Raw genomic sequence first — 18,363 nt, forward strand, 5'->3', positions numbered from 1 at the left:
TCAGGCGCCGACGTAGGCCGGGTAGGAGTCGAGCGCCAGGTCGAAGCCGTCGCGGTAGTGGCGGTAGGAGCGGTAGCAGGGCCGCCAGGCCGTGCTGTTGCCCACCCCGGCCCGCGCGTCCGCCACGGCCTCGGGCACCCGCTCCGGGCGGAGCAGCAGACCGCCGCCGAGATAGCGGGCGTCGGCCAGGGCCGTGCAGGTCTCACGGTCGCCGGAGACGTAGCGGCCCCGCCGCCAGCCGCTCTCCTCGTCCCACACCAGCGCCTCACCGCCGGTCAGCAGGATCGTGGCGGCACGCGGATCGCACGGCCCCTCCCACCAGTCGGCGACCTCGGCGCCCAGCGCCTCGGCGACGCGGCTCACGTAGAAGGCCGGCTGACGCCGCCACTCCTCGGTGTACGGCTCGACATGTCTCACACCCACTGGGGGCACTCCCTTGTGCCGTCGTCCACGATCGGTTCTCACCACCCGCCCGGAACGGCCACGGCCGGAGCCGTCTGGGACCTCACACACGGGAACGAGTTCGCCTGTGATCCTACTCACCCCGACGGAGTGCTCAGTGGCGAAATGCGAAGATCTACCCTCGCGTGATGCCGGAACCGGCCCTCCGCCGCCCGCCTGGCCCCTGCTCACCGCCCGGAAACCGCTCACCGCCCGGAAACCCGGGCGGTTCGCCGGCGGGTTTCCGCCCGGGTCCTCCCCGGAAACCGGCCCCGGCGGCCCGGCCCGCGTCGGGCCACGTTCCGAGAACGATCATCGGCGACGGAAGTGTGGGTAAGGCCCGAGCGAGCCGTATGCGGGCGGGATCACCGCGGGTTAGTGTCTGGCGCATGACAGACCTGCTGCTCTGGCTCCACATCGGCTTCGCGATCTTCGCGCTGGGGCCGCTCACCGCCGCCACCATGTCCACCCCGAGGTTCATCCGCGCCGGAGACGTCAACGTCCTGCGTTACCTGCACCGGACCACCCGCATATACGGCATCGCGGCCCTGGGGGTGTTCCTGTTCGGCGCGCTGCTGGGCCGCGAGTATCTCGGCAGGCCGTACCTTTCGGTCTCGATGACGCTGTTCATCGTCGCCCTGGCGCTCCTCGCCCTGGTGGTCCGCGACCAGGGCGTCGCCCTGCGGATCCTCTCCGGCGATCACGGCAAGGACGTCAAGGACGGCAAGGACGGCGGGACCGCCGAGGGCCGCAAGGGCGACGCGAAGGTCCAGGTCGGACGGGTCGCCGCGCTCTCCGGCGTGATCGGCGTGATCTGGCTCGTCATCCTGGTGCTGATGGTCTGGGGCAATCCGTCCTGACCGGCCGCTCCGGCCCGGCCGCCCGCGGCGGGACTCCGCACGGACCCTGCCCGGCGGTGCGGCCCGGTGATGCGGCCCGTCCGGAGCGGTCGCGGTCCGTCCGGAGCGGTCGCGGTCCGGCGCGTCCGCGCGTCCGGCCCGGCCGCGCCGTACGCGCCGGGCCGTACGGCCGGTCCCGCCCGTCAGACCGTCAGCCCAGCGCCCGCGTCAGGTCGGCGAGCAGGTCGTCGATCGTCTCGATGCCGACCGACAGCCGGACGAGGTCGGAGGGCACCTCCAGCGGCGAGCCCACCGCCGAGGCGTGGGTCATCCGGCCCGGGTGCTCGACCAGTGACTCCACCCCGCCGAGCGACTCGCCGAGGGTGAACAGCTTCGTCCGGTTGCAGATCTCGACCGCCTCGGCCTCGCCGCCGGCGACCCGGAAGGAGACCATGCCGCCGAAGCGCCTCATCTGCTTGGCGGCCACCTCGTGGCCGGGATGCTCGGGCAGGCCCGGGTAGAGCACCGACGACACCTTCGGGTGGGCCAGCAGCAGGTCCACGACCCGTTCGGCGTTGTCGCAGTGGCGCTCCATCCGAACCGCCAGCGTCTTGATGCCCCGCAGGGTCAGCCACGCGTCGAACGGACCGGCCACCGCGCCCATGGCGTTCTGGTGGTAGGCGAGCTTCTCGCCCACCTCGGCGTCGCGCGCGACGAGCGCCCCGCCGACCACGTCGGAGTGACCGCCCACGTACTTGGTGGTGGAGTGCACCACGATGTCCGCGCCCAGCGACAGCGGCTGCTGAAGGTACGGCGAGGCGAAGGTGTTGTCCACCACCAGCAGCGCGCCGTTCTCGTGCGCGAGGTGGGCCAGCGCCTCGATGTCGAAGACGCTCAGCAGCGGGTTGGTCGGCGTCTCGACCCAGACGATCTTCGTCTTCGTGGTCATGGCGGACGCCACCGCGTCCAGGTCGCCGAGCGGCACCGGGTCGTAGTGGAGCGACCAGGGCTCGTGCACCTTGGCGAAGAGCCGGTAGGTGCCGCCGTAGGCGTCGTTCGGGATGATGACGTGGTCACCCGGCCGGCACAGGGCGCGCAGCACGGCGTCCTCGGCCGCCAGGCCGGACGCGAACGCCAGGCCCCTCGCGCCGCCCTCGATGGCCGCGACGGCCTCCTCCAGGGCGGTCCTGGTCGGGTTGGCCGACCGGCTGTACTCATATCCGGAGCGCAGGCCCCCGACGCCGTCCTGCTTGTAGGTGGAGACGGCGTAGATCGGCGGGACGACCGCCCCGGTGACCGGGTCGGGCTCCTGGCCTGCGTGGATCGCCAGTGTTTCGAATCCTTCACTCATGGGGCCAACGCTACTCGGAAGAGACGGGCGGCCCGTCCCGCACGGTCCCGTTCCGCCACCCGCCGCCCCACCCGTGCAGACCGCCCCGAGTCGTCGGGGTCTGCGGCGCCCGCCGTTCCGGGCCGCCGCGGGCCGCCCCGAGCCACCACGGTCCCCGGCGCCCGCCGTTCCGGGCCACCGGACCCTCCGGCTCAGGCCGCCCTGGCCCGGTGCCCCCCGGCGCCCGTCCGCGGCAGCCGGATGAGCTCGCCGTCCGCCTCCTCCGCGCCCCCGGCGGCCCTCTCCGGGGTCCCGCCGTCCTTCGGCGGCGCACCGGCGCCCTTCCCGGTCTTCCCGCGCCCGGCCGCCTCCCTGCCCTGGGCGGCGGCGCGCGACAACAGGACCGGATCCGCCATGGCCAGGCAGAGCCCGACCGCGAACCCGATGGCCAGCAGCACGATCCCGATGACGGTCATGGTTCCTCCCCTTCGACACATCGAGCATCGCCCGCCGCCCCGCCCCCGCGCCTCCGCTGAAGGACCGGTCCCGCCGGACGCCGGTCGGCCGAACGGCCGATCTGCCATACCGACCCGGGGCCTAGGCTCGGTGAGCGTGGGTGAGTCACATCGCGTCGTTCACTGGATCAGGCGGCTCAGCGAGATCGCGCTGATCGGCTGGCTGACGCTGCTGTTCCTGATCGACGTCGCGCTGGCGGTGGGCCTCCACACCTGGCCGGTCTGGCCCAACCTGCTGTGCGGCGCGGCCGGCCTCCTCGCCGTACTGTGGCGGCGCACCCGCCGGGTGAGCGGCCTCCGCGCCTTCCTGGCGCTGTCGTCCGGCGTCACCCTGATCATCCTGGTCACCGGCGGTGACGGCAGGCCGGGGTTCGCCGAGATCGGGGCGCTGCTGATCCTCACCGTCAGCGCGCTGCGCTCGATCGAGCCGGTCCGGCGCGCGGCGCTGTTCTCCCTGGCGGCGATGGTCGTGCTGGAGTTCTCGGCCTGGCGCCTGCGGTCGGCCCCGCAGATCGTGGCCACCGCGTTCTCCCTCTTCGTGCCCTGGGCGTTCGCGGCCGGGGCGGGCGCCTACCTCCGTTTCCAGCTGGAACGCCGCCGGGAGGCGGTGTCCGCGGTACGGCGGTCCGAGCGGCTGGAACTGGCCAGGGAACTGCACGACCTGGTCGCCCACCACATCACCGGGATCGTCGTGCAGGCGCAGGCCGCCCGCGTCGTCGCCGAGCAGAAACCCGACGCCGTGGTCCCCGCCCTCGACGCGATCGCCGGCGCCGGGGCCGACGCGCTGACCTCGATGCGCCGCCTGGTCAGCGTGCTGCGCGCCGAGGACGAGGCGGCCCGCTCCCCGGGCAGCACCCTGCGGGACCTGCGGCTGCTGGTCGAGCGGTTCTCCGCCGGCGGCCCCACGGTCGCCTTCGACATCGGCCAGGGCATCGACGACGGCACCCTCCCCCCGGAGGTGCTGACGACCCTTCACCGGGTGCTGCAGGAGTCGCTGACCAACGTCCGCCGCCACGCCCCGGACGCGGGCTGGGTGGAGGCGAACCTGAGACTGACCGGCGTCCCCGCCGGACCGTACGGCGCGGGCGGCGCGGAGAGCCCGCCCGGCCCGCGTGACGGCCGGCCGGACGGCCCCGGCCTCCGGGGGACGCCCGGGATCGTGGTGCTGCGCGTCCGCAACTACGGCTCGGCGTCCGACGGCCGGTTCTCCCGGCTGGGCGGCGGGTTCGGCCTCGTGGGCATGGCCGAGCGCGTCGAGGCGCTGGGCGGCCGGCTGACCGCGGGCCCCACCCCCGAGGGCGCCTGGGAGGTGACGGCGGAGTGCCCGCTGGCACGACCGGCCTCCTCCCCCGGCTGACCCGCCGGGAGAGAGGCCACGGAAGACGCCTGGATCAGTGGTTGGCGAGGAAGGCCAGCAGGTCGTGGCGGGTGAGCAGGCCGACCGGCTTGCCGTCGTCGAGCACGACCGCCGCGTCGGCCTTCTCCAGCGCCTCGACCGCGATGGAGACGGGCTCACCCGCGCCGATCATCGGCAGCGGCTGCGACATGTGGGCGGCCAGCGGGTCGTTCGGCGAGACCTTGCCCCGGTAGAGGGCGTCGAGCAGGTCGCGCTCCAGGATCGAGCCGACCACCTCTGCGGCCATGACCGGCGGCTCCTCCTTCATCACGGGGAGCTGCGACACGCCGTACTCGCGCATGATCGAGATGGCGGTGTCCACCGACTCGTGCGGGTGGGTGTGCACGAACTCCGGCATGCCGGAGCCCTTACGGGTCAGCACGTCCTTGACCAGGCCCTCCTCACTGGAGGTGGTCAGGAAACCGTAGTCTTCCATCCAGTCGTCGTTGAAGATCTTCGAGAGGTAGCCCCGGCCGCCGTCGGGCAGCAGTACGACGACCACGTCGTCCGGGCCGGCCTGCTGGGCGACGCGCAGCGCGGCGACCGTCGCCATCCCGCAGGAGCCGCCGACCAGCAGCGCCTCCTCGCGGGCCAGACGGCGGGTCATGCCGAAGGAGTCCTTGTCGGAGACCGCGATGATCTCGTCGCAGATCGTGGTGTCGTAGGTGGCCGGCCAGATGTCCTCGCCGACGCCCTCCACCAGGTACGGCCGGCCGGTGCCGCCGGAGTAGACGGAGCCCTCCGGGTCGGCGCCGATGATCTTCACGCGGCCGCCGGAGACCTCCTTGAGGTAGCGGCCGGTGCCGCTGATCGTGCCGCCGGTGCCGACGCCCGCCACGAAGTGGGTGATCCGCCCCTCGGTCTGCTCCCAGATCTCCGGGCCGGTGGAGTGGTAGTGGCTCTCGGGGTTGTTGACGTTGGAGTACTGGTCGGGCTTCCAGGCGCCCGGGGTCTCCCTGGCCAGGCGGTCGGAGACCGAGTAGTAGGAGTTCGGGTGGTCGGGCGAGACCGCCGTCGGGCAGACCACGACCTCGGCGCCGTAGGCGCGGAGCACCGAGATCTTGTCCTGGGCGACCTTGTCCGGCACGACGAACAGGCATTTGTAGCCGCGCTGCTGGGCCACGATGGCCAGGCCGACGCCCGTGTTGCCCGAGGTGGGCTCCACGATGGTGCCGCCGGGGCGCAGCTCGCCCGACTTCTCGGCGGCGTCGATCATCCGCACCGCGATCCGGTCCTTGACCGAACCGCCCGGGTTGAAATACTCGACCTTGGCGAGCACCTGGGCCTGGACCCCCGCCGTCACCTTGTTCAGCCGGACGAGCGGCGTGTTGCCCATCAGTTCGACGAGCGAGTCGTATACGCGCACGGTGAAGATCACCTCGAAATACCATAGCTTTGTCAGCTGTTGTGCGGAACGCCGTGGTCCCCATGGGTGGTCGGGGCTCGGCCGGCTGCTTACAAGGCCAACGCTACCGTCGTGTCGTATCGAGGGAGCAACGCCACGTGATGTGGACACCGGGAGCCGCACGGGCCGCGCGGCGCATCGCGGCCGCCGCCGCCGTGGGCGGAGGGGGGCTGACCGTGCTCGGCGCGGCCACCTACGGGCTGCTGTTCACCGAGGCGGCCGTGGCCCGGCGCCTCGTCGGCCGGCCGCACGGCATGGAGGGCCCGCCGTCCGACGGGATCTACGGCGACTTCGACGGCGAGCCGATCCGCATGGTGATGCTCGGCGACTCCACCTCGGTGGGGCTCGGCACCACCGACCCCGCGGACACCCCGGCGGTGCTGATCGCCTCCGGTCTGGCGGGCGTCGCCGAGCGGCCGGTCCGGCTGACCGTGGTGGGGAGGTCGGGGGCGGCCTCCGTCGATCTGGGCGACCAGGTGGACCGGGCGCTGCGGGCGCTGCCCGACGTCGCGGTCATCTTCGTCGGCGCCAACGACGTCACCACGCAGACGCCGCCCGCGAAGGCCGTACGGCACCTGCAGAAGGCGGTGCGGCGGCTGCGGGAGGCCGGGGCCGAGGTGGTCGTGGGCACCTGCCCGGACCTCGGCACGGTCCGGCCGATCGCCCAGCCGCTGCGCTGGGTGACCCGGCGGTGGAGCCGCCAGCTCGCCGCCGCGCAGACGGTCGCGGTGGTCGAGGCCGGCGGGCGGACGGTCGCCTTCGCCGACATGCTCGGCGCGGAGTTCGACACGAACCCGGATGAGATGTTCGGGCCCGATCGGTACCACCCATCTGCCCAAGGCTACCTACAGGTCGCTTACGCGGTGCTACCGTCTGTAGGCAATGCGCTGGGACTGTGGCCCGAGCCGCGGCCGCGGCGCAGCGAGTCGATCTACCTCGCGGCGGCCATGGCCGCGGAGGAGCCCGGCGCCGAGGTCTCCGCGACCCGCGTCGCCGGCCGGGCCACCGGACCCCACGGACGATGGGTGACGATGCTCCGCCGGCGTCCCTGGGTCCAGCCTCGCGACGCCTGATTCCGGTCACCCTCCGCGTCGAAGCCGTCACGCCTCGACGCATTGGAGTGGAATGCCCGCCATCCGGCCCCCCGCGAAACCGATCCTGGCGCTCGCCGGAGCCCTGGCCCTGTCCGGTTGCGCCCTGTCCGGCTGCTCCGGCAGCGAAGCGGCCACCCCCGCCTACCCCACCTGGCACAACCCCGGGGTGAACGCGGTCAGCCGTACCGTCTCCGCCGGGGGCGTCGCCGCGACGACCTCCTTGCTGCCCGGCGGCACGCTGGAGACGGTCGCCTTCGACCTCGCGTCGGGCCGGAAGCTGTGGGCCCAGCCGGCGACCATGGCGGGCCGGCTGCCGGGGATGGGCGTCCCGGCCCCGGCGCTCGTCGATACCGGCGGCGGGCAGACCGTCGCGGTGACCGTCGATCCGTTCCGGCGCGGCCGGTGGAACGCCCTGCTCGTCGCCCGCGACGCCCGCACCGGCGCGCGGCGGTGGACCCGCCCGCTGAACTCCACGTTCGGGCCGCAGCGGTGCGGGACGCTGGTGTGCGTCCCGGAGAACACCGCCCTGGAGACGGCCCGGATGGTCGTGCTCGACCCTGCCACCGGCAAGGTGCTGTGGAAGCTGCCCGGGATCGCCGAGGTGGAGTGGTCCGACGCCTCCCGCGCCGTGGTGCTGCGCCTGGCCCGGCACCCCGTCCTGGAGTCGCGTGACCTGCGGACCGGGAAGCTCGTCTGGAAGCTGCCGGTGGAGCAACCGCTCGGCGCGGGGGTGGACCTCTCCGGCGGCTGGTCGTTCGGGGCGACCTCCGGCAACCTCGTCGGTTACGTCGCGCCGTACACCGTCCCCTCGACGAAGAAGCTCTCCGCCTTCGGGTTCTTCTCCGTGAGGATCGCCGACGGCACGGTCAACTGGATCCGTCCCTCGGTGGTGCGGGTCTACCCCAGCGGCAGCCCCGGTTTCGCGCCGGTGGTCCGCCCCGTCGACGAGCAGGGCCGGTACGGCGGGTTCGCCCGGCTCGACGCCGAGAGCGGCCGGGTCCTCGGCCAGATCCCGTCCGACCGGATCCCCGGCTCCGGCTGGTGGCTCGCCTTCCCCGAGCGGATGGACACGCTCGGCTTCCTCAAGCACGGCAAGGCGGGCACGGTCTTCGACCTCGCCACCGGCCGTCCCGGCGAGATCACCGGGCGGCGCGGCTGGTCCTTCTGCGTCACCGATCCCAAGCCGCTCGCGTTGCGGAACCAGGTCCCCGGCTTCTACTCGGTGGCATCGCTGTGCGAGTTCGATCTCGCCAGGGGCGAGAAGGTCACGCCGCGGGGGCCGGGCGCGCCGCCCGCGTGGTTCACCGGCAGCCAGGGTGGCTGGCGGATCTGGCGTGACGAGAAGGGCGGCCTGCACGGCGTCGAGGACGGCACGGGCACCGCCCCCGGCATGTACGGCTGAGCCCCCGGCATGTACGGCTGAGCCGCCGTCACGTACGGCCGGGCCTCCGGTGTGTGCGACCGGCGGCCCGGCTCCGGAACGGACGACCGAGCCGTCCGGCGCCGTCCCCGGTGCGTACGGCCGGCCGGTTCCGCGCCCCGGCGGCTCGCCTGCCGTACAAAGTTCTGTTTTCTGCGGCCCCGGGGCGTGGCATTCGGGCTACCGCGCGGTAACCTCCGCAGGAGGAGAGGCACACGAACCCAGGAGAGCCACATGCCCGAGGCAGTCATCGTCGCGACCGCACGCTCGCCGATCGGCCGCGCCTTCAAGGGGTCCCTCAAGGACATCCGTCCCGACGACCTGACCGCGCAGATCATCAGGGCCGCGCTGGCGAAGGTGCCGCAGCTCGACCCGGCCGCCATCGACGACCTGATGCTCGGCTGCGGACTGCCCGGCGGCGAGCAGGGGTACAACATGGGCCGGGTGGTCGCCACCCTCCTCGGACTGGACGGCGTGCCCGGCACCACGATCACCCGCTACTGCTCGTCCTCGCTGCAGACCACCCGGATGGCTCTGCACGCCATCAGGGCGGGCGAGGGCGACGTGTTCGTCTCCGCGGGCGTGGAGTGCGTCTCCCGCTTCGCCAAGGGCAACTCCGACTCGCTGCCCGACACGGCGAACCCCCTGTTCGACGAGGCCAAGGCCCGTACGGCGCGGGCCGCCGAGGGCGGGGGCGGCGTCTGGCACGACCCGCGTGAGGACGACGCGCTGCCCGACGTCTACATCGCGATGGGCCAGACCGCCGAGAACGTCGCCGCGCTGCGGGGCGTGTCCCGCCAGGAGCAGGACGAGTTCGGCGTCCGCTCGCAGAACCTCGCCGAGAAGGCCATCGCCAACGGCTTCTGGGAGACCGACATCACCCCGGTGACGCTGCCCGACGGGACCGTGGTCAGCAAGGACGACGGCCCCAGGGCGGGCACCACCTACGAGGCGGTCTCGCAGCTCAAGCCGGTCTTCCGCCCCGACGGCACGGTCACCGCGGGCAACTGCTGCCCGCTGAACGACGGCGCCGCCGCGGTGATCGTGATGAGCGACACCAAGGCCGCCGAGCTGGGCATCACCCCCCTGGCCCGGGTCGTCTCCACCGGCGTCACCGGCCTGTCCCCGGAGATCATGGGTCTCGGGCCGGTCGAGGCGTCCCGGCAGGCCCTGGCGCGGGCGGGCATGTCCATCGGCGACGTCGACCTCGTCGAGATCAACGAGGCGTTCGCGGCACAGGTCATCCCGTCCTACCAGGAGCTCGGCATCGACCTCGACCGGCTCAACGTCAACGGCGGCGCCATCGCGGTGGGCCACCCGTTCGGCATGACCGGCGCCCGGATCACCTCCACGCTGATCAACAGCCTGCGGTTCCACGACCGCTCGATCGGCCTGGAGACCATGTGCGTGGGCGGCGGCCAGGGCATGGCCATGGTCCTGGAGCGCCTCAGCTGACCTCCGGCCGACGAGGCCGTGAAGGCGTGAGCCGGGCCGTACGGAGCCGGCTGCTCAGCCGTGCACGTCCGGCCCGGCGCGGGTGAGGTCGATCCGCATGACGACCCGGCGCTCGCGTTCCATGGCCGTCCGGTAGTCGTCCCAGTCGGGGTGCTCGCCGGAGATCTCGCGGTAGTAGGAGATGAGGTGCTCCATCGCCTCGGGCAGCGAGACGATCTCCGCGGTCCCCTCGATCTGGATCCACGGGCCGAAGAAGGCGTCGGTCGTCACGCAGAGCGCGACGTTCGGGTCCCTGCGGGCGTTGCGGACCTTCGCCGCGGTCTCCCGGCTGCTGACGACGGCCCGGCCGTCGGTGTCGAGGCCCACGATGACCGGGGACATCTGCGGGCGGCCGTCGGCGTGCCGGGTGAGCATGACGGCCCGGTGGTTGTCGCGGATGAAGTCGCGTGCGCTGTCAAGATCCATGCCCCCATCATGCGGGGACACGCACAAGCCCGCACCCCCGGGCGGGGTACGGGCTTGGGGTAGACGGCCTACAGGTAACGGCTGCGGCGGTGACGCTCGTGCTCGTGGACGATGGCGGCGGCGTAGCCGTGGGTCAGCCCGTGCTCTGTTGCGAGCCAGTTGGCCCGCTCGTCGCAACGGAGGAAGGACGGGCCGTTGTCGATGGCCTGGAACCACTCTGGGAGTGCGCGTCCCGTGATGTCAGGGACCCTTGCGATCAGCTTGCTCTGCGTCTCCGGTGAGTGGTTCAACGACATGGACACCTCCAGGAATAGGGCTTCCTTTGCTCGACAGTGCATCACGATCCATCGGATGGCAAGCCCTCACAGGCAAAGGCCCCGCCGCGTTTCGTCATCCACTGCTCGCTCGTCATTCACCGTCATGCCCAGCCTTCGTAAGGAGAATCACCCTTCCCGGCAGGAAAGAACCCTCGTTCGGGAGAGTCCCCGGGAGGCGTGGATCCCCGCCGGAATCCCGGCCCCGGGAAGCGCGAACCCCCGCCGGAGGGGCTCCGGCGGGGGTTCGGGCGGACGGCGGCGCGGCGCTAGTCCCTTGAGAAGTAGCTGATCAGGCGCAGGATCTCCAGGTAGAGCCAGACCAGGGTGACCGTCAGGCCGAAGGCCATCAGCCAGGAGTACCGCTCGGGGACGCCGGCCCGCACGCCCTCCTCCACCGAGTTGAAGTCGAGCAGCAGGAAGAAGCAGCCGATCAGGATGGCGGCGACGCTGAAGGCGTAGGACATCAGGCCGTCACCGGTGCGCAGCCCGAGGCCGCCCGCGATGAAGTAACCGGCGATCCAGTTGACGAGCATGAGGCCCATCAGCGCCAGGCCCGCGGCCACGACGAACTTGGTGAACTTCGGCGTCACCCGGACGATCCGCAGCGCGTACACCGCGAGGGTGCCGCCGAAGGCCAGGGCAGTGCCGAGCACCGCCTGCAGGACGATGCCGTTGTACAGGTCGTTGTAGAGGTGGCTCGCCACGCCGACGGCCACGCCGTAGCCGACGGCGTAGCCGAGGATCAGCACGGGGTTGGTGCTCTGCTTGAACGAGACGATCAGGGCGAGCACCAGACCGACGATCATGCCGATCAGCATGGCGGCGGTGCCGAGGTTCAGGGCCCAGGCCGCCGCGGCGGAGACGACCAGCGTGCCGAGCGTGATGAACCCGCGCACGACCACGTCGTCGATCGTCATGGCCCGCTGGGCGGGCGGTGCGTACGACGGCCTGTCGTACATCCCCTGAAGCTGGTCAGGGGTCGGCGTCGGCGCGCTCCAGCCTCGCTGTTGCGCGTTCGCCTGCCGGAATACCGGGTTCCTGCTCTCCATCGCTGCCTCCACGCTGCGACCTGCACGATGAGTGATCGGACCGGCCGTCACCCGGCCGTGTCACGTTGATCTCCGTTGGACCGGCCCCGCGGGCGCGGGACCGGCGTTCGCCGCCGGGCAGGCCGTACGGCTACCGCCGTAGATCTCAACGCACGGGTCGTCCGTGCGGTTCCCGTCCTCCCCGCCGGATCTCCGGACGGCGGGCCGGTGGCCTCTCGGCCGGTCAGGGAGCCCCGGGGACGGCAGCGGGCAAGATCGGCAAGTGCCCCCGGAGGGACTCGAACCCTCACTACAACCCTTTTAAGGGGTTTGCCTCTGCCGTTGGGCTACGGGGACGCCGCAATCATACGTAACGGACCACTCATCCGAGGAGCACAGCTTTGTATCAGGCGTCACACAAACCATGATCGATGTATGCGATAGAACCCCCGGCGGGACAGGGCCTGCCGGGGGTTCGGGTCGCGTGGTCCGGCACGCCGCGCGGGGGCGGTCCGGGCCTCGGCGATCAGGTCGTCGCGGCCTGACGGAACTCGGTGCGGGGCTCGTGGATCTCCCCGAGTGAGACGGTCTCCCGCTTGAAGAACAGCGCCAGGGTCCAGTCGGCCACCACGCGGACCTTGCGGTTGAAGGTGGGGATCCGCGACATGTGGTACGTCCGGTGCATGAACCAGGCGGGCAGCCCGCGGAGCTTGAGCCCGTAGACGTTGGCCACGCCCTTGTGCAGACCGAGGCCGGCGACCGAGCCGACGTACTTGTGCCGGTAGTCGACGAGCTGCCGCCCGTGGAGCTGACGGGTGATGTTGTCGGCGAGGACCTTGGCCTGCCGTACGGCGTGCTGGGCGTTGGGCGCGCAGTACTGGCCGGGATTGGTCACGTCGGGAACGCCCGCCACGTCGCCGGCGGAGTAGGCGTCCTGGACGCCGGCCACCGTCAGGCGGGTGGTGGTCTTGATCCGGCCGCGCTCGTCCAGCGGCAGGTCTCCGGCGTTCGCGACCGGGCTGGGCTTGACGCCCGCGGTCCAGACGATGGTGGCCGACTCGAACTCGTCGCCGTCGGAGAGCTTGACGTGGCCGCCGACGCAGGACTCCAGGCGGGTGCCGAGCTTGACCTCGATGCCGCGCTCGCGGAGCTGCTCGGCGGTCCACCTGCCCATCTCGGGGCCGACCTCGGGAAGGATGCGGTCGGTCGCCTCGACCAGGACCCAGCGGAGGTCGTCGCGGGTGATGTTGCGGTAGTAGCGCACCGCGTCCAGCGACATGTCCTCCAGTTCGGCCAGTGCTTCGACGCCCGCGAAGCCGCCGCCGACCACGACGAACGTCAGCGCCCGGCGGCGCAGCTCCTCGTCGTCGTCGGACTCGGCCCGGTCGAGGAGGCCGAGGACGCGGTTGCGCAGCGCGGTCGCCTCGCCGATCGTCTTGAAGCCGATGGCGGCGTCGGCGAGGCCGGGGATGGGGAGCGTGCGGGAGATCGAGCCGGCGGCCATGACGATGATGTCGTAGCCGATCTCGTGCCCGGTGCCGACGTTCGGCGCGAAAGTGACCTTCTTGGAGGCGTGGTCGATCTTGGTGACCTTGCCGTTGAGGATCGTCGCCCTGTTCAGGACGCGGCGGAGCGGGACCACCACGTGGCGGGGCGAGATGTTCCCGGCGGCGGCCTCGGGGAGGAACGGCTGGTAGGTCATGTACGACTCGGGGGTGAGGACGGTGATCCGCACGCTGCCGTCGCGCAGTTCCTTGCGGAGCGTGTGCTGCAGGCGCAGCACGGTGTAGAGGCCGACGTAGCCCCCACCGACGACCACGATGTGCTTGGAGTTGCGGTTCACTTCGGCGCCATCCTTATCCTTGGCTTTGTGAAAGCTTTCACAAGCTTACGTCGATTCGTGGGATGATGCCACTGCGGGCGGAGCAAAACTTGAGGATCTTCTCAGATCGACCCGGAAAAACTGCGCATCTCGCCCATGAGGGCGAGAAATTATCCGTTTGTGATTGACTTCACAACTTACTCAGCGCAGCCGCCCGGGCGAAGAGGGCGTCGAGCATGGCCGCGGTGACCCTGCCGGTGAAGGTGTTCTGCTGGCTCGGGTGGTAGCACCCCAGCAGGTGGGCGGGGGCGCCGTCCCGGGAGATCTCCACCTCGGCGCCGTGCCCGAAGGCCGGCCGCGGACGCGGCAGGTCGTACCCGGCCTCCCGCAGCGCCGGCCAGACCGCCTGCCAGGCGAAACCGCCCAGCGCGACCACCACCCGCACGCTGCCGGCGACCATCGCGATCTCCTCGGCCAGCCACGGGAAGCACGCCGCCCGCTCCGCCGGGTCGGGCTTGTTCGCGGGCGGTGCGCACCGTACGGCGGCCACCATGCGCGCCCCGATGAGCCGCTGCCCGTCACCGGCGTGGACGCTGGTCTCCTGGGCGGCGAGGCCGTTGCGGTACAGCGAGGCGAACAGCCAGTCGCCGCTGCGGTCGCCGGTGAAGATCCGGCCGGTGCGGTTGCCGCCGTGCGCCGCCGGCGCCAGCCCGACGATGAGGATCCCGGGCTTCTCCTCGCCCCAGCCCGCGATGGGCCTGCCCCAGTAGGTCTCCCCGGCGAACGCCCGCCGCTTGACCGTCGCGACCTCCTCCCGCCAGTCCACCAGACGCGGGCAGGCCCGGCAGACCGACTGCCGGGCCGTCAGCTCGGCGAGCGTGCCGCTCGTCCGGGCCAGCTCGGCCACCTCGGCGGCGTCGTGGGCGACGGGGGTGCCGGGCAGGGCCGGGTCGCCCGGCCAGCCGGATCCTGGAGGAACACAGGTCATGCCTTCGATGGTGCCCGACGGAAGGGGGTGCCCAGGACCGGAACGGCGGACGGGACACGAGAGACGAGCACGGGAACGGGGGGACGGGCGTGGGAACGGGAGACCGGGCGCGGAAGGCGGACACGGAAAGGCGGCGTCCGCTGAGCGCGGACGCCGCCTTCCTCTTCTCGTTCTCACTCGGACCCGTCCGGACGGGCGTCAGGTTCCCACGCCGCCCGCCCGGATCCGGCCGGGCGCGTGACTACGCCTCGCAGACCGCCTTGTACTCGGCCGACGAGTTGCCGCCGCCGACGATCGACAGCCGGGCGCTGCCGGCCTTGGTGCCGTTGGAGCCGGTGTCGAAGGACACCGTCTGCTCGCCGGCGCCGGTGAAGGTCAGCTCACCCGACTTCACGTCGGAGCCGTTGACGCTCCAGACGTACTTGACCGTGATCGCACCGGTCGCGTAGATCTTGCCGGTGCCGCTGACCGTGGCCGCCGGGCAGGTGCCCGCCTTCTGCTCGGCCGAGACGCCGGAGATGTACGCCTTGGCCTCGGGGGCCGCCTCACAGGCGACCTTGGCCGAGACGGTGCCGGAGGTCGGGCCGCCCGCGATGTCGATCGCGCGCCGGGCGGTGCCGGACTCCGACGCCTTCCAGGAGTCGGTCACGGTACGGCTCTGCGCGCCGTGGCCGTAGAAGGAGACGGTCTCCCAGGAGCCGGCGACGCCGTCGCGGATCCAGCGGTACCGCACCGGACCGTCGGCGTCGGAGACGCGGATGGTGCCGGAGAAGGTACGGGTGACCGGGCAGCTGCCGGAGTAGTCGGCCGGGGCGTTCACGGAGGCGCTCACCTGCGGCGAGTGGTCCTCACAGTGGATCCTGAAGTAGGCGCCGTCCGACGCGCCGCGGTAGCCGAGGATCTCCAGCCGCACCTGGCCGCGAAGGTCGTGACCCGGCTTGATCACCTGGTAGACGCGGCGCGAGCCGTTCACGTAGACCGAGTCGCGGTCGACGACGTGACCGTTGACGACCCACTGGTAGCGCACCCAGCGCTTGCCGGAGGTGCTGATCCGGCCGATCGCGACGGCCTTGCAGTCGCCCTCGTCCACCCAGACGCGGGCGGAGGTCCAGTGACGGGGACGAGGCTTGACGACCTCTTCCTTGCCGCCGTCGCCGTTGTCCTCACCGCAGGCGACGGTGAAGTAGCCCTTGGCCGAGGTGACCTTGCGCGGCGACAGGACCTGGACCGAGTTCCAGCTCTTGAGGTCACCGCCCTTGAAGGTGGCGGACTCCTTGACGCCGATGTACTTGACGCCCTTGCCCTTGATGGAGATCTTCTTGATGCCGCTCTTGGAGCCGTCACCGCGCAGCCAGCGGTAGGCGACGGTCGTCCTGCCGCCGTAGGCCTTCACCTTGATCTTCGAGGAGAAGGTCACCTTGACGGGGCAGTCGGTGGTCTTCGACGGGGAGGCCTTGGGCCTGCCGACCGACACCGCGGCCTTCGGGGCGCTGTGGGCCGCCGAGGCCCGCGCCTGAGTGGAACCGCTGGCCGCCGCTGCGGGCGAGGCCAGCAGTCCGGCCGTCATGGTCGCCAGCATGGCCGTACCGGCGCTCAGGACGGCTAGCTTGCGTGCTAGTCCGGACATGAGGGGTTGCTCCGTTCGTTAGGAACATGAAGAGCGCTTCGGAGACGGTTGCCGCCCCGGCACAGCTGTGCCGGGCCCCACGGCAAAGCCTCACTAAAGCTTCTTTACCTAACCATAAACGGAAAGGCCCCTCAATACCCCATCAATAGGAGAATTGTCCAGAGTCTGTAGTGGTTTCACATACTTCTGTCAGGTTTGGCGATAGACCAGGCGATTCCGTCCAGAATGTCGTGTTCGCTGACCACGACCTCCGCGAACCCGTACCGCTCCATCACGCGGTCGAGGATGAGCGCGCCGGCGACGATGACGTCGACCCTGCCGGGATGCATGACCGGGACCGCCGCCCGCTCGTCGTGCGTCATCTCCAGCAGTCGCGCGGAGACTTCGTGAACCCGCGTCGCCGGAATACGCGAATGATGAATTTTCCGCGGGTCGTATTCCGGAAGGCCGAGCGCCATTCCCGCCACCGTCGTCACCGACCCGGCGAGCCCCACCAGTGTGAGCGCCCGCTCGACCGGTACCTCACCGGACACCCGGTCGAGCGCGTCGTCGACGTCGGCCGCCAGCGCCTCGACCACCCCGGCGGACGGCGGGTCACCCGCGCCGCGCAGGTGCCGCTCGGTCAGCCGCACGCAGCCGACGTCCACCGACAGCGCGGCCTCCACGTGCGTCGAGCCGACCACGAACTCGGTGGAGCCGCCGCCGATGTCCACCACCAGGTACGGCGGGCGGGTGCCCTCCGGGCACGGCAGTCCCGTCTCGGGCGAGAGGCGTGAGAGGTCATGGGTGGCGCCGTCGAAGGAGAGCTGCGCCTCCTCGGCGCCCGTGATCACCTCGGGCTCCACCCCGAAGATGTCGCGCACGCCGTCCACGAAGTCCTGCCGGTTGGCGGCGTCCCTCGTCGCACTGGTGGCCACCACGCGGACCGCCGACGCGCCGTGCCGCTCGATGAGCCCGGCGTAACCGCGCATCGCGGCGAACGTGCGCTCCAGCGCCTCGGGGGCGAGCCGGCCGGTCTCGTCCACGCCCTGCCCGAGCCGGACGATCTCCATCCGCCGGTCCACGTCGGTCAGGGTGTCGTGGGCGACGTCCGCGACCAGCAGGCGGACGGAGTTGGTGCCACAGTCGATCGCGGCGACGCGGGTCAAGGGGTCTCCTGTTCGGTGGTCGGGGCGGGGGCCGCTCCGTGCCCGGACTCGGGGGCGGGGCAGCACGGCCCGTCGGCCCACCACCCGCCGAGCGCTTCGAGCGCGTCGAGCGCCTCGCGGCCGAAGGGGTTGCTCCCCGGCACCGCCAGCTCGTGCGCGACCAGGGCGTGCAGGCACTTGACCCGGGCGGGCATGCCCCCGGTGCTCTGCATGTCCCTGGGCAGCGGATCGAGGCCGTCCGCGACGGCGGCCTCGTCGCGGCGCGCGACGTAGTCGTCGTGGGCGGCCTGGTAGGCGCGGGCGAGCTCGGGGTCGTCGGCGAGCCTGGCCTGCATGTCGCGCATCAGGCCGGAGGTCTCCAGCCGCCCGATGGCGGATGCCGCCTTCGGGCAGGTGAGGTAGAACAGCGTCGGGAACGGCGACCCGTCGGGCAGCCGCGGCGCGGTCTCCACCACGTCGGGCAGCCCGCACGGGCAGCGGTGCGCCACCGCCCGCAGGCCACGCGGCGTCCGGCCGAGCTGCCGCTCCACCGCCGCCACATCGCGATCGTCCACCACCGTGACACCCCCTGAGAAAGACGACACCAAGGGTATCGGGGTCATCCCCCGGCCCCGGCCGCCTTCCGGCCCCGGCCGGTGTCGGCCGCCTCGACCGACTGCCACAGGGTCTCGTACCAGGGCGCCTTCACGTCCTTCTTCGTCCCCGCCGCGCTCTTCCGCCGTTCCTCCGCGCGGTCGTCGCCCATCACGACGTAGCACTTCTGCCCGGGGTCGCAGTAGAAGAGCCGCTCCCTGGCCGCCTTCTTGATGTAACCGGGGTCCAGGAGCCGCCGGTGACGGTCGTCCAGAGCCTTGATCGCGGCCTGCTCCCTGGCCTGCTCCTGCTCCAGCTGGGCGATCTGGCGGCGCTGCGCGACGTACTCCCTGATCGGGTAGGCGAGGCTCATCGCGATCGCGCACACCACGACCGCCAGCACCGCGGCCCGCCCCGTCAGCTGCGGCCGTCTCGCCAACACACCCACCCGCCTCTCGTCACCCCGGGCCCCTCGGGGTCCGTACGGCCGGCCTCGCGTG

At 71.8% G+C, this 18,363-nt stretch carries 18 protein-coding genes and 1 tRNA gene; 5 read left to right on the top strand and 14 right to left on the bottom strand.

The annotated features are described in order from the left end of the window. The gene (locus tag ACZ6W9_RS27200) at nt 1-423 is read right to left on the bottom strand and encodes a DUF6292 family protein (RefSeq protein WP_362931111.1); all 423 of its coding nucleotides are present in this window, start codon (nt 421-423) and stop codon (nt 1-3) included. Nucleotides 424-830: 407 nt separating this feature from the next. Here ACZ6W9_RS27200 and ACZ6W9_RS27205 point away from each other — a divergent pair, with 407 nt between their 5' ends. After that, the gene (locus tag ACZ6W9_RS27205; protein ID WP_389956869.1) at nt 831-1,301 is read left to right on the top strand and encodes a hypothetical protein; all 471 of its coding nucleotides are present in this window, start codon (nt 831-833) and stop codon (nt 1,299-1,301) included. Between the two features lie 190 nt (nt 1,302-1,491). On the opposite strand, the gene ACZ6W9_RS27210 is transcribed toward ACZ6W9_RS27205, so the two are convergent. Together ACZ6W9_RS27210 and ACZ6W9_RS27215 are read right to left on the bottom strand one after the other, a co-directional pair. Then, nucleotides 1,492-2,631, bottom strand: coding sequence for a cystathionine gamma-synthase (locus ACZ6W9_RS27210; protein WP_362931107.1), 1,140 nt, complete (start codon nt 2,629-2,631; stop codon nt 1,492-1,494). 191 nt (nt 2,632-2,822) lie between these two features. Further along, nucleotides 2,823-3,086, bottom strand: a complete 264-nt coding sequence (locus ACZ6W9_RS27215; protein WP_389956874.1) for a hypothetical protein — start codon at nt 3,084-3,086, stop codon at nt 2,823-2,825. Between the two features lie 136 nt (nt 3,087-3,222). Here ACZ6W9_RS27215 and ACZ6W9_RS27220 point away from each other — a divergent pair, with 136 nt between their 5' ends. After that, nucleotides 3,223-4,482 carry a sensor histidine kinase gene (locus ACZ6W9_RS27220; protein ID WP_389956877.1) on the top strand — a complete coding sequence of 420 codons (1,260 nt, stop codon included), beginning with the start codon at nt 3,223-3,225 and terminating at the stop codon, nt 4,480-4,482. Nucleotides 4,483-4,516: 34 nt separating this feature from the next. Here the strand turns inward: ACZ6W9_RS27220 and ACZ6W9_RS27225 are convergent, their stop codons facing one another. Continuing rightward, the gene (locus ACZ6W9_RS27225; RefSeq protein WP_389957930.1) at nt 4,517-5,887 is read right to left on the bottom strand and encodes a cystathionine beta-synthase; all 1,371 of its coding nucleotides are present in this window, start codon (nt 5,885-5,887) and stop codon (nt 4,517-4,519) included. A 140-nt stretch (nt 5,888-6,027) separates the two neighbouring features. On the opposite strand from ACZ6W9_RS27225, the gene ACZ6W9_RS27230 reads away from it, so the two are divergent. From ACZ6W9_RS27230 to ACZ6W9_RS27240, 3 genes are all read left to right on the top strand, one after another. Further along, nucleotides 6,028-6,999, top strand: a complete 972-nt coding sequence (locus tag ACZ6W9_RS27230; RefSeq protein WP_389957933.1) for an SGNH/GDSL hydrolase family protein — start codon at nt 6,028-6,030, stop codon at nt 6,997-6,999. A 52-nt stretch (nt 7,000-7,051) separates the two neighbouring features. Beyond that, nucleotides 7,052-8,422 (top strand): outer membrane protein assembly factor BamB family protein, encoded by a 1,371-nt coding sequence (locus ACZ6W9_RS27235; RefSeq protein ID WP_470120309.1) that lies wholly within the window; start codon nt 7,052-7,054, stop codon nt 8,420-8,422. Between the two features lie 252 nt (nt 8,423-8,674). Then, complete coding sequence (locus ACZ6W9_RS27240; protein ID WP_362931098.1) at nt 8,675-9,895, top strand: acetyl-CoA C-acetyltransferase; 1,221 nt, start codon at nt 8,675-8,677, stop codon at nt 9,893-9,895. A gap of 54 nt (nt 9,896-9,949) precedes the next feature. Here the strand turns inward: ACZ6W9_RS27240 and ACZ6W9_RS27245 are convergent, their stop codons facing one another. The 10 genes from ACZ6W9_RS27245 to ACZ6W9_RS27290 all read right to left on the bottom strand — a co-directional run bounded on the left by ACZ6W9_RS27245 (nt 9,950) and on the right by ACZ6W9_RS27290 (nt 18,305). Then, nucleotides 9,950-10,360, bottom strand: a complete 411-nt coding sequence (locus ACZ6W9_RS27245) for a PPOX class F420-dependent oxidoreductase (protein WP_389956886.1) — start codon at nt 10,358-10,360, stop codon at nt 9,950-9,952. Nucleotides 10,361-10,428: 68 nt separating this feature from the next. Continuing rightward, nucleotides 10,429-10,656 (bottom strand): DUF4287 domain-containing protein, encoded by a 228-nt coding sequence (locus ACZ6W9_RS27250; RefSeq protein WP_179826446.1) that lies wholly within the window; start codon nt 10,654-10,656, stop codon nt 10,429-10,431. Between the two features lie 287 nt (nt 10,657-10,943). Next, on the bottom strand, nt 10,944-11,726 hold the full coding sequence (locus ACZ6W9_RS27255; RefSeq protein ID WP_389956889.1) for a Bax inhibitor-1/YccA family protein: 783 nt from the start codon (nt 11,724-11,726) through the stop codon (nt 10,944-10,946). A 263-nt stretch (nt 11,727-11,989) separates the two neighbouring features. Then, nucleotides 11,990-12,062, bottom strand: a tRNA-Leu gene (locus ACZ6W9_RS27260). A 169-nt stretch (nt 12,063-12,231) separates the two neighbouring features. Beyond that, complete coding sequence (locus ACZ6W9_RS27265; protein ID WP_389956892.1) at nt 12,232-13,548, bottom strand: NAD(P)/FAD-dependent oxidoreductase; 1,317 nt, start codon at nt 13,546-13,548, stop codon at nt 12,232-12,234. A gap of 169 nt (nt 13,549-13,717) precedes the next feature. Further along, nucleotides 13,718-14,515: a uracil-DNA glycosylase gene (locus ACZ6W9_RS27270; protein ID WP_389956895.1), complete on the bottom strand. Its 798-nt coding sequence runs from the start codon at nt 14,513-14,515 to the stop codon at nt 13,718-13,720. A gap of 241 nt (nt 14,516-14,756) precedes the next feature. Beyond that, nucleotides 14,757-16,142, bottom strand: a complete 1,386-nt coding sequence (locus tag ACZ6W9_RS27275) for a hypothetical protein (protein WP_389956898.1) — start codon at nt 16,140-16,142, stop codon at nt 14,757-14,759. 176 nt (nt 16,143-16,318) lie between these two features. After that, nucleotides 16,319-17,290, bottom strand: a complete 972-nt coding sequence (locus tag ACZ6W9_RS27280; RefSeq protein WP_389956901.1) for a Ppx/GppA phosphatase family protein — start codon at nt 17,288-17,290, stop codon at nt 16,319-16,321. Then, on the bottom strand, nt 17,287-17,892 hold the full coding sequence (locus tag ACZ6W9_RS27285) for a DUF501 domain-containing protein (protein ID WP_389956904.1): 606 nt from the start codon (nt 17,890-17,892) through the stop codon (nt 17,287-17,289). The genes ACZ6W9_RS27280 and ACZ6W9_RS27285 overlap by 4 nt, the downstream gene beginning before the upstream one ends. Beyond that, nucleotides 17,889-18,305 (bottom strand): FtsB family cell division protein, encoded by a 417-nt coding sequence (locus ACZ6W9_RS27290; protein WP_389956907.1) that lies wholly within the window; start codon nt 18,303-18,305, stop codon nt 17,889-17,891. Before ACZ6W9_RS27290 ends, ACZ6W9_RS27285 begins: the two co-directional genes overlap by 4 nt. Nucleotides 18,306-18,363 lie beyond the last annotated feature (58 nt).

The organism is Streptosporangium sp. NPDC053982, from assembly GCF_055585205.1.

Excerpts from the sequence above, each read along its gene's own strand:
- ACZ6W9_RS27205 (WP_389956869.1), top strand. The coding sequence starts at position 831 with ATGACAGACCTGCTGCTCTGGCTCCACATCGGCTTCGCGATCTTCGCG.
- ACZ6W9_RS27210 (WP_362931107.1), bottom strand. The coding sequence starts at position 2,631 with ATGAGTGAAGGATTCGAAACACTGGCGATCCACGCAGGCCAGGAGCCC.
- ACZ6W9_RS27215 (WP_389956874.1), bottom strand. The coding sequence starts at position 3,086 with ATGACCGTCATCGGGATCGTGCTGCTGGCCATCGGGTTCGCGGTCGGG.
- ACZ6W9_RS27230 (WP_389957933.1), top strand. The coding sequence starts at position 6,028 with ATGTGGACACCGGGAGCCGCACGGGCCGCGCGGCGCATCGCGGCCGCC.
- ACZ6W9_RS27235 (WP_470120309.1), top strand. The coding sequence starts at position 7,052 with ATGCCCGCCATCCGGCCCCCCGCGAAACCGATCCTGGCGCTCGCCGGA.
- ACZ6W9_RS27240 (WP_362931098.1), top strand. The coding sequence starts at position 8,675 with ATGCCCGAGGCAGTCATCGTCGCGACCGCACGCTCGCCGATCGGCCGC.
- ACZ6W9_RS27245 (WP_389956886.1), bottom strand. The coding sequence starts at position 10,360 with ATGGATCTTGACAGCGCACGCGACTTCATCCGCGACAACCACCGGGCC.
- ACZ6W9_RS27250 (WP_179826446.1), bottom strand. The coding sequence starts at position 10,656 with ATGTCGTTGAACCACTCACCGGAGACGCAGAGCAAGCTGATCGCAAGG.
- ACZ6W9_RS27255 (WP_389956889.1), bottom strand. The coding sequence starts at position 11,726 with ATGGAGAGCAGGAACCCGGTATTCCGGCAGGCGAACGCGCAACAGCGA.
- ACZ6W9_RS27270 (WP_389956895.1), bottom strand. The coding sequence starts at position 14,515 with ATGACCTGTGTTCCTCCAGGATCCGGCTGGCCGGGCGACCCGGCCCTG.
- ACZ6W9_RS27275 (WP_389956898.1), bottom strand. The coding sequence starts at position 16,142 with ATGTCCGGACTAGCACGCAAGCTAGCCGTCCTGAGCGCCGGTACGGCC.
- ACZ6W9_RS27285 (WP_389956904.1), bottom strand. The coding sequence starts at position 17,892 with ATGACCCCGATACCCTTGGTGTCGTCTTTCTCAGGGGGTGTCACGGTG.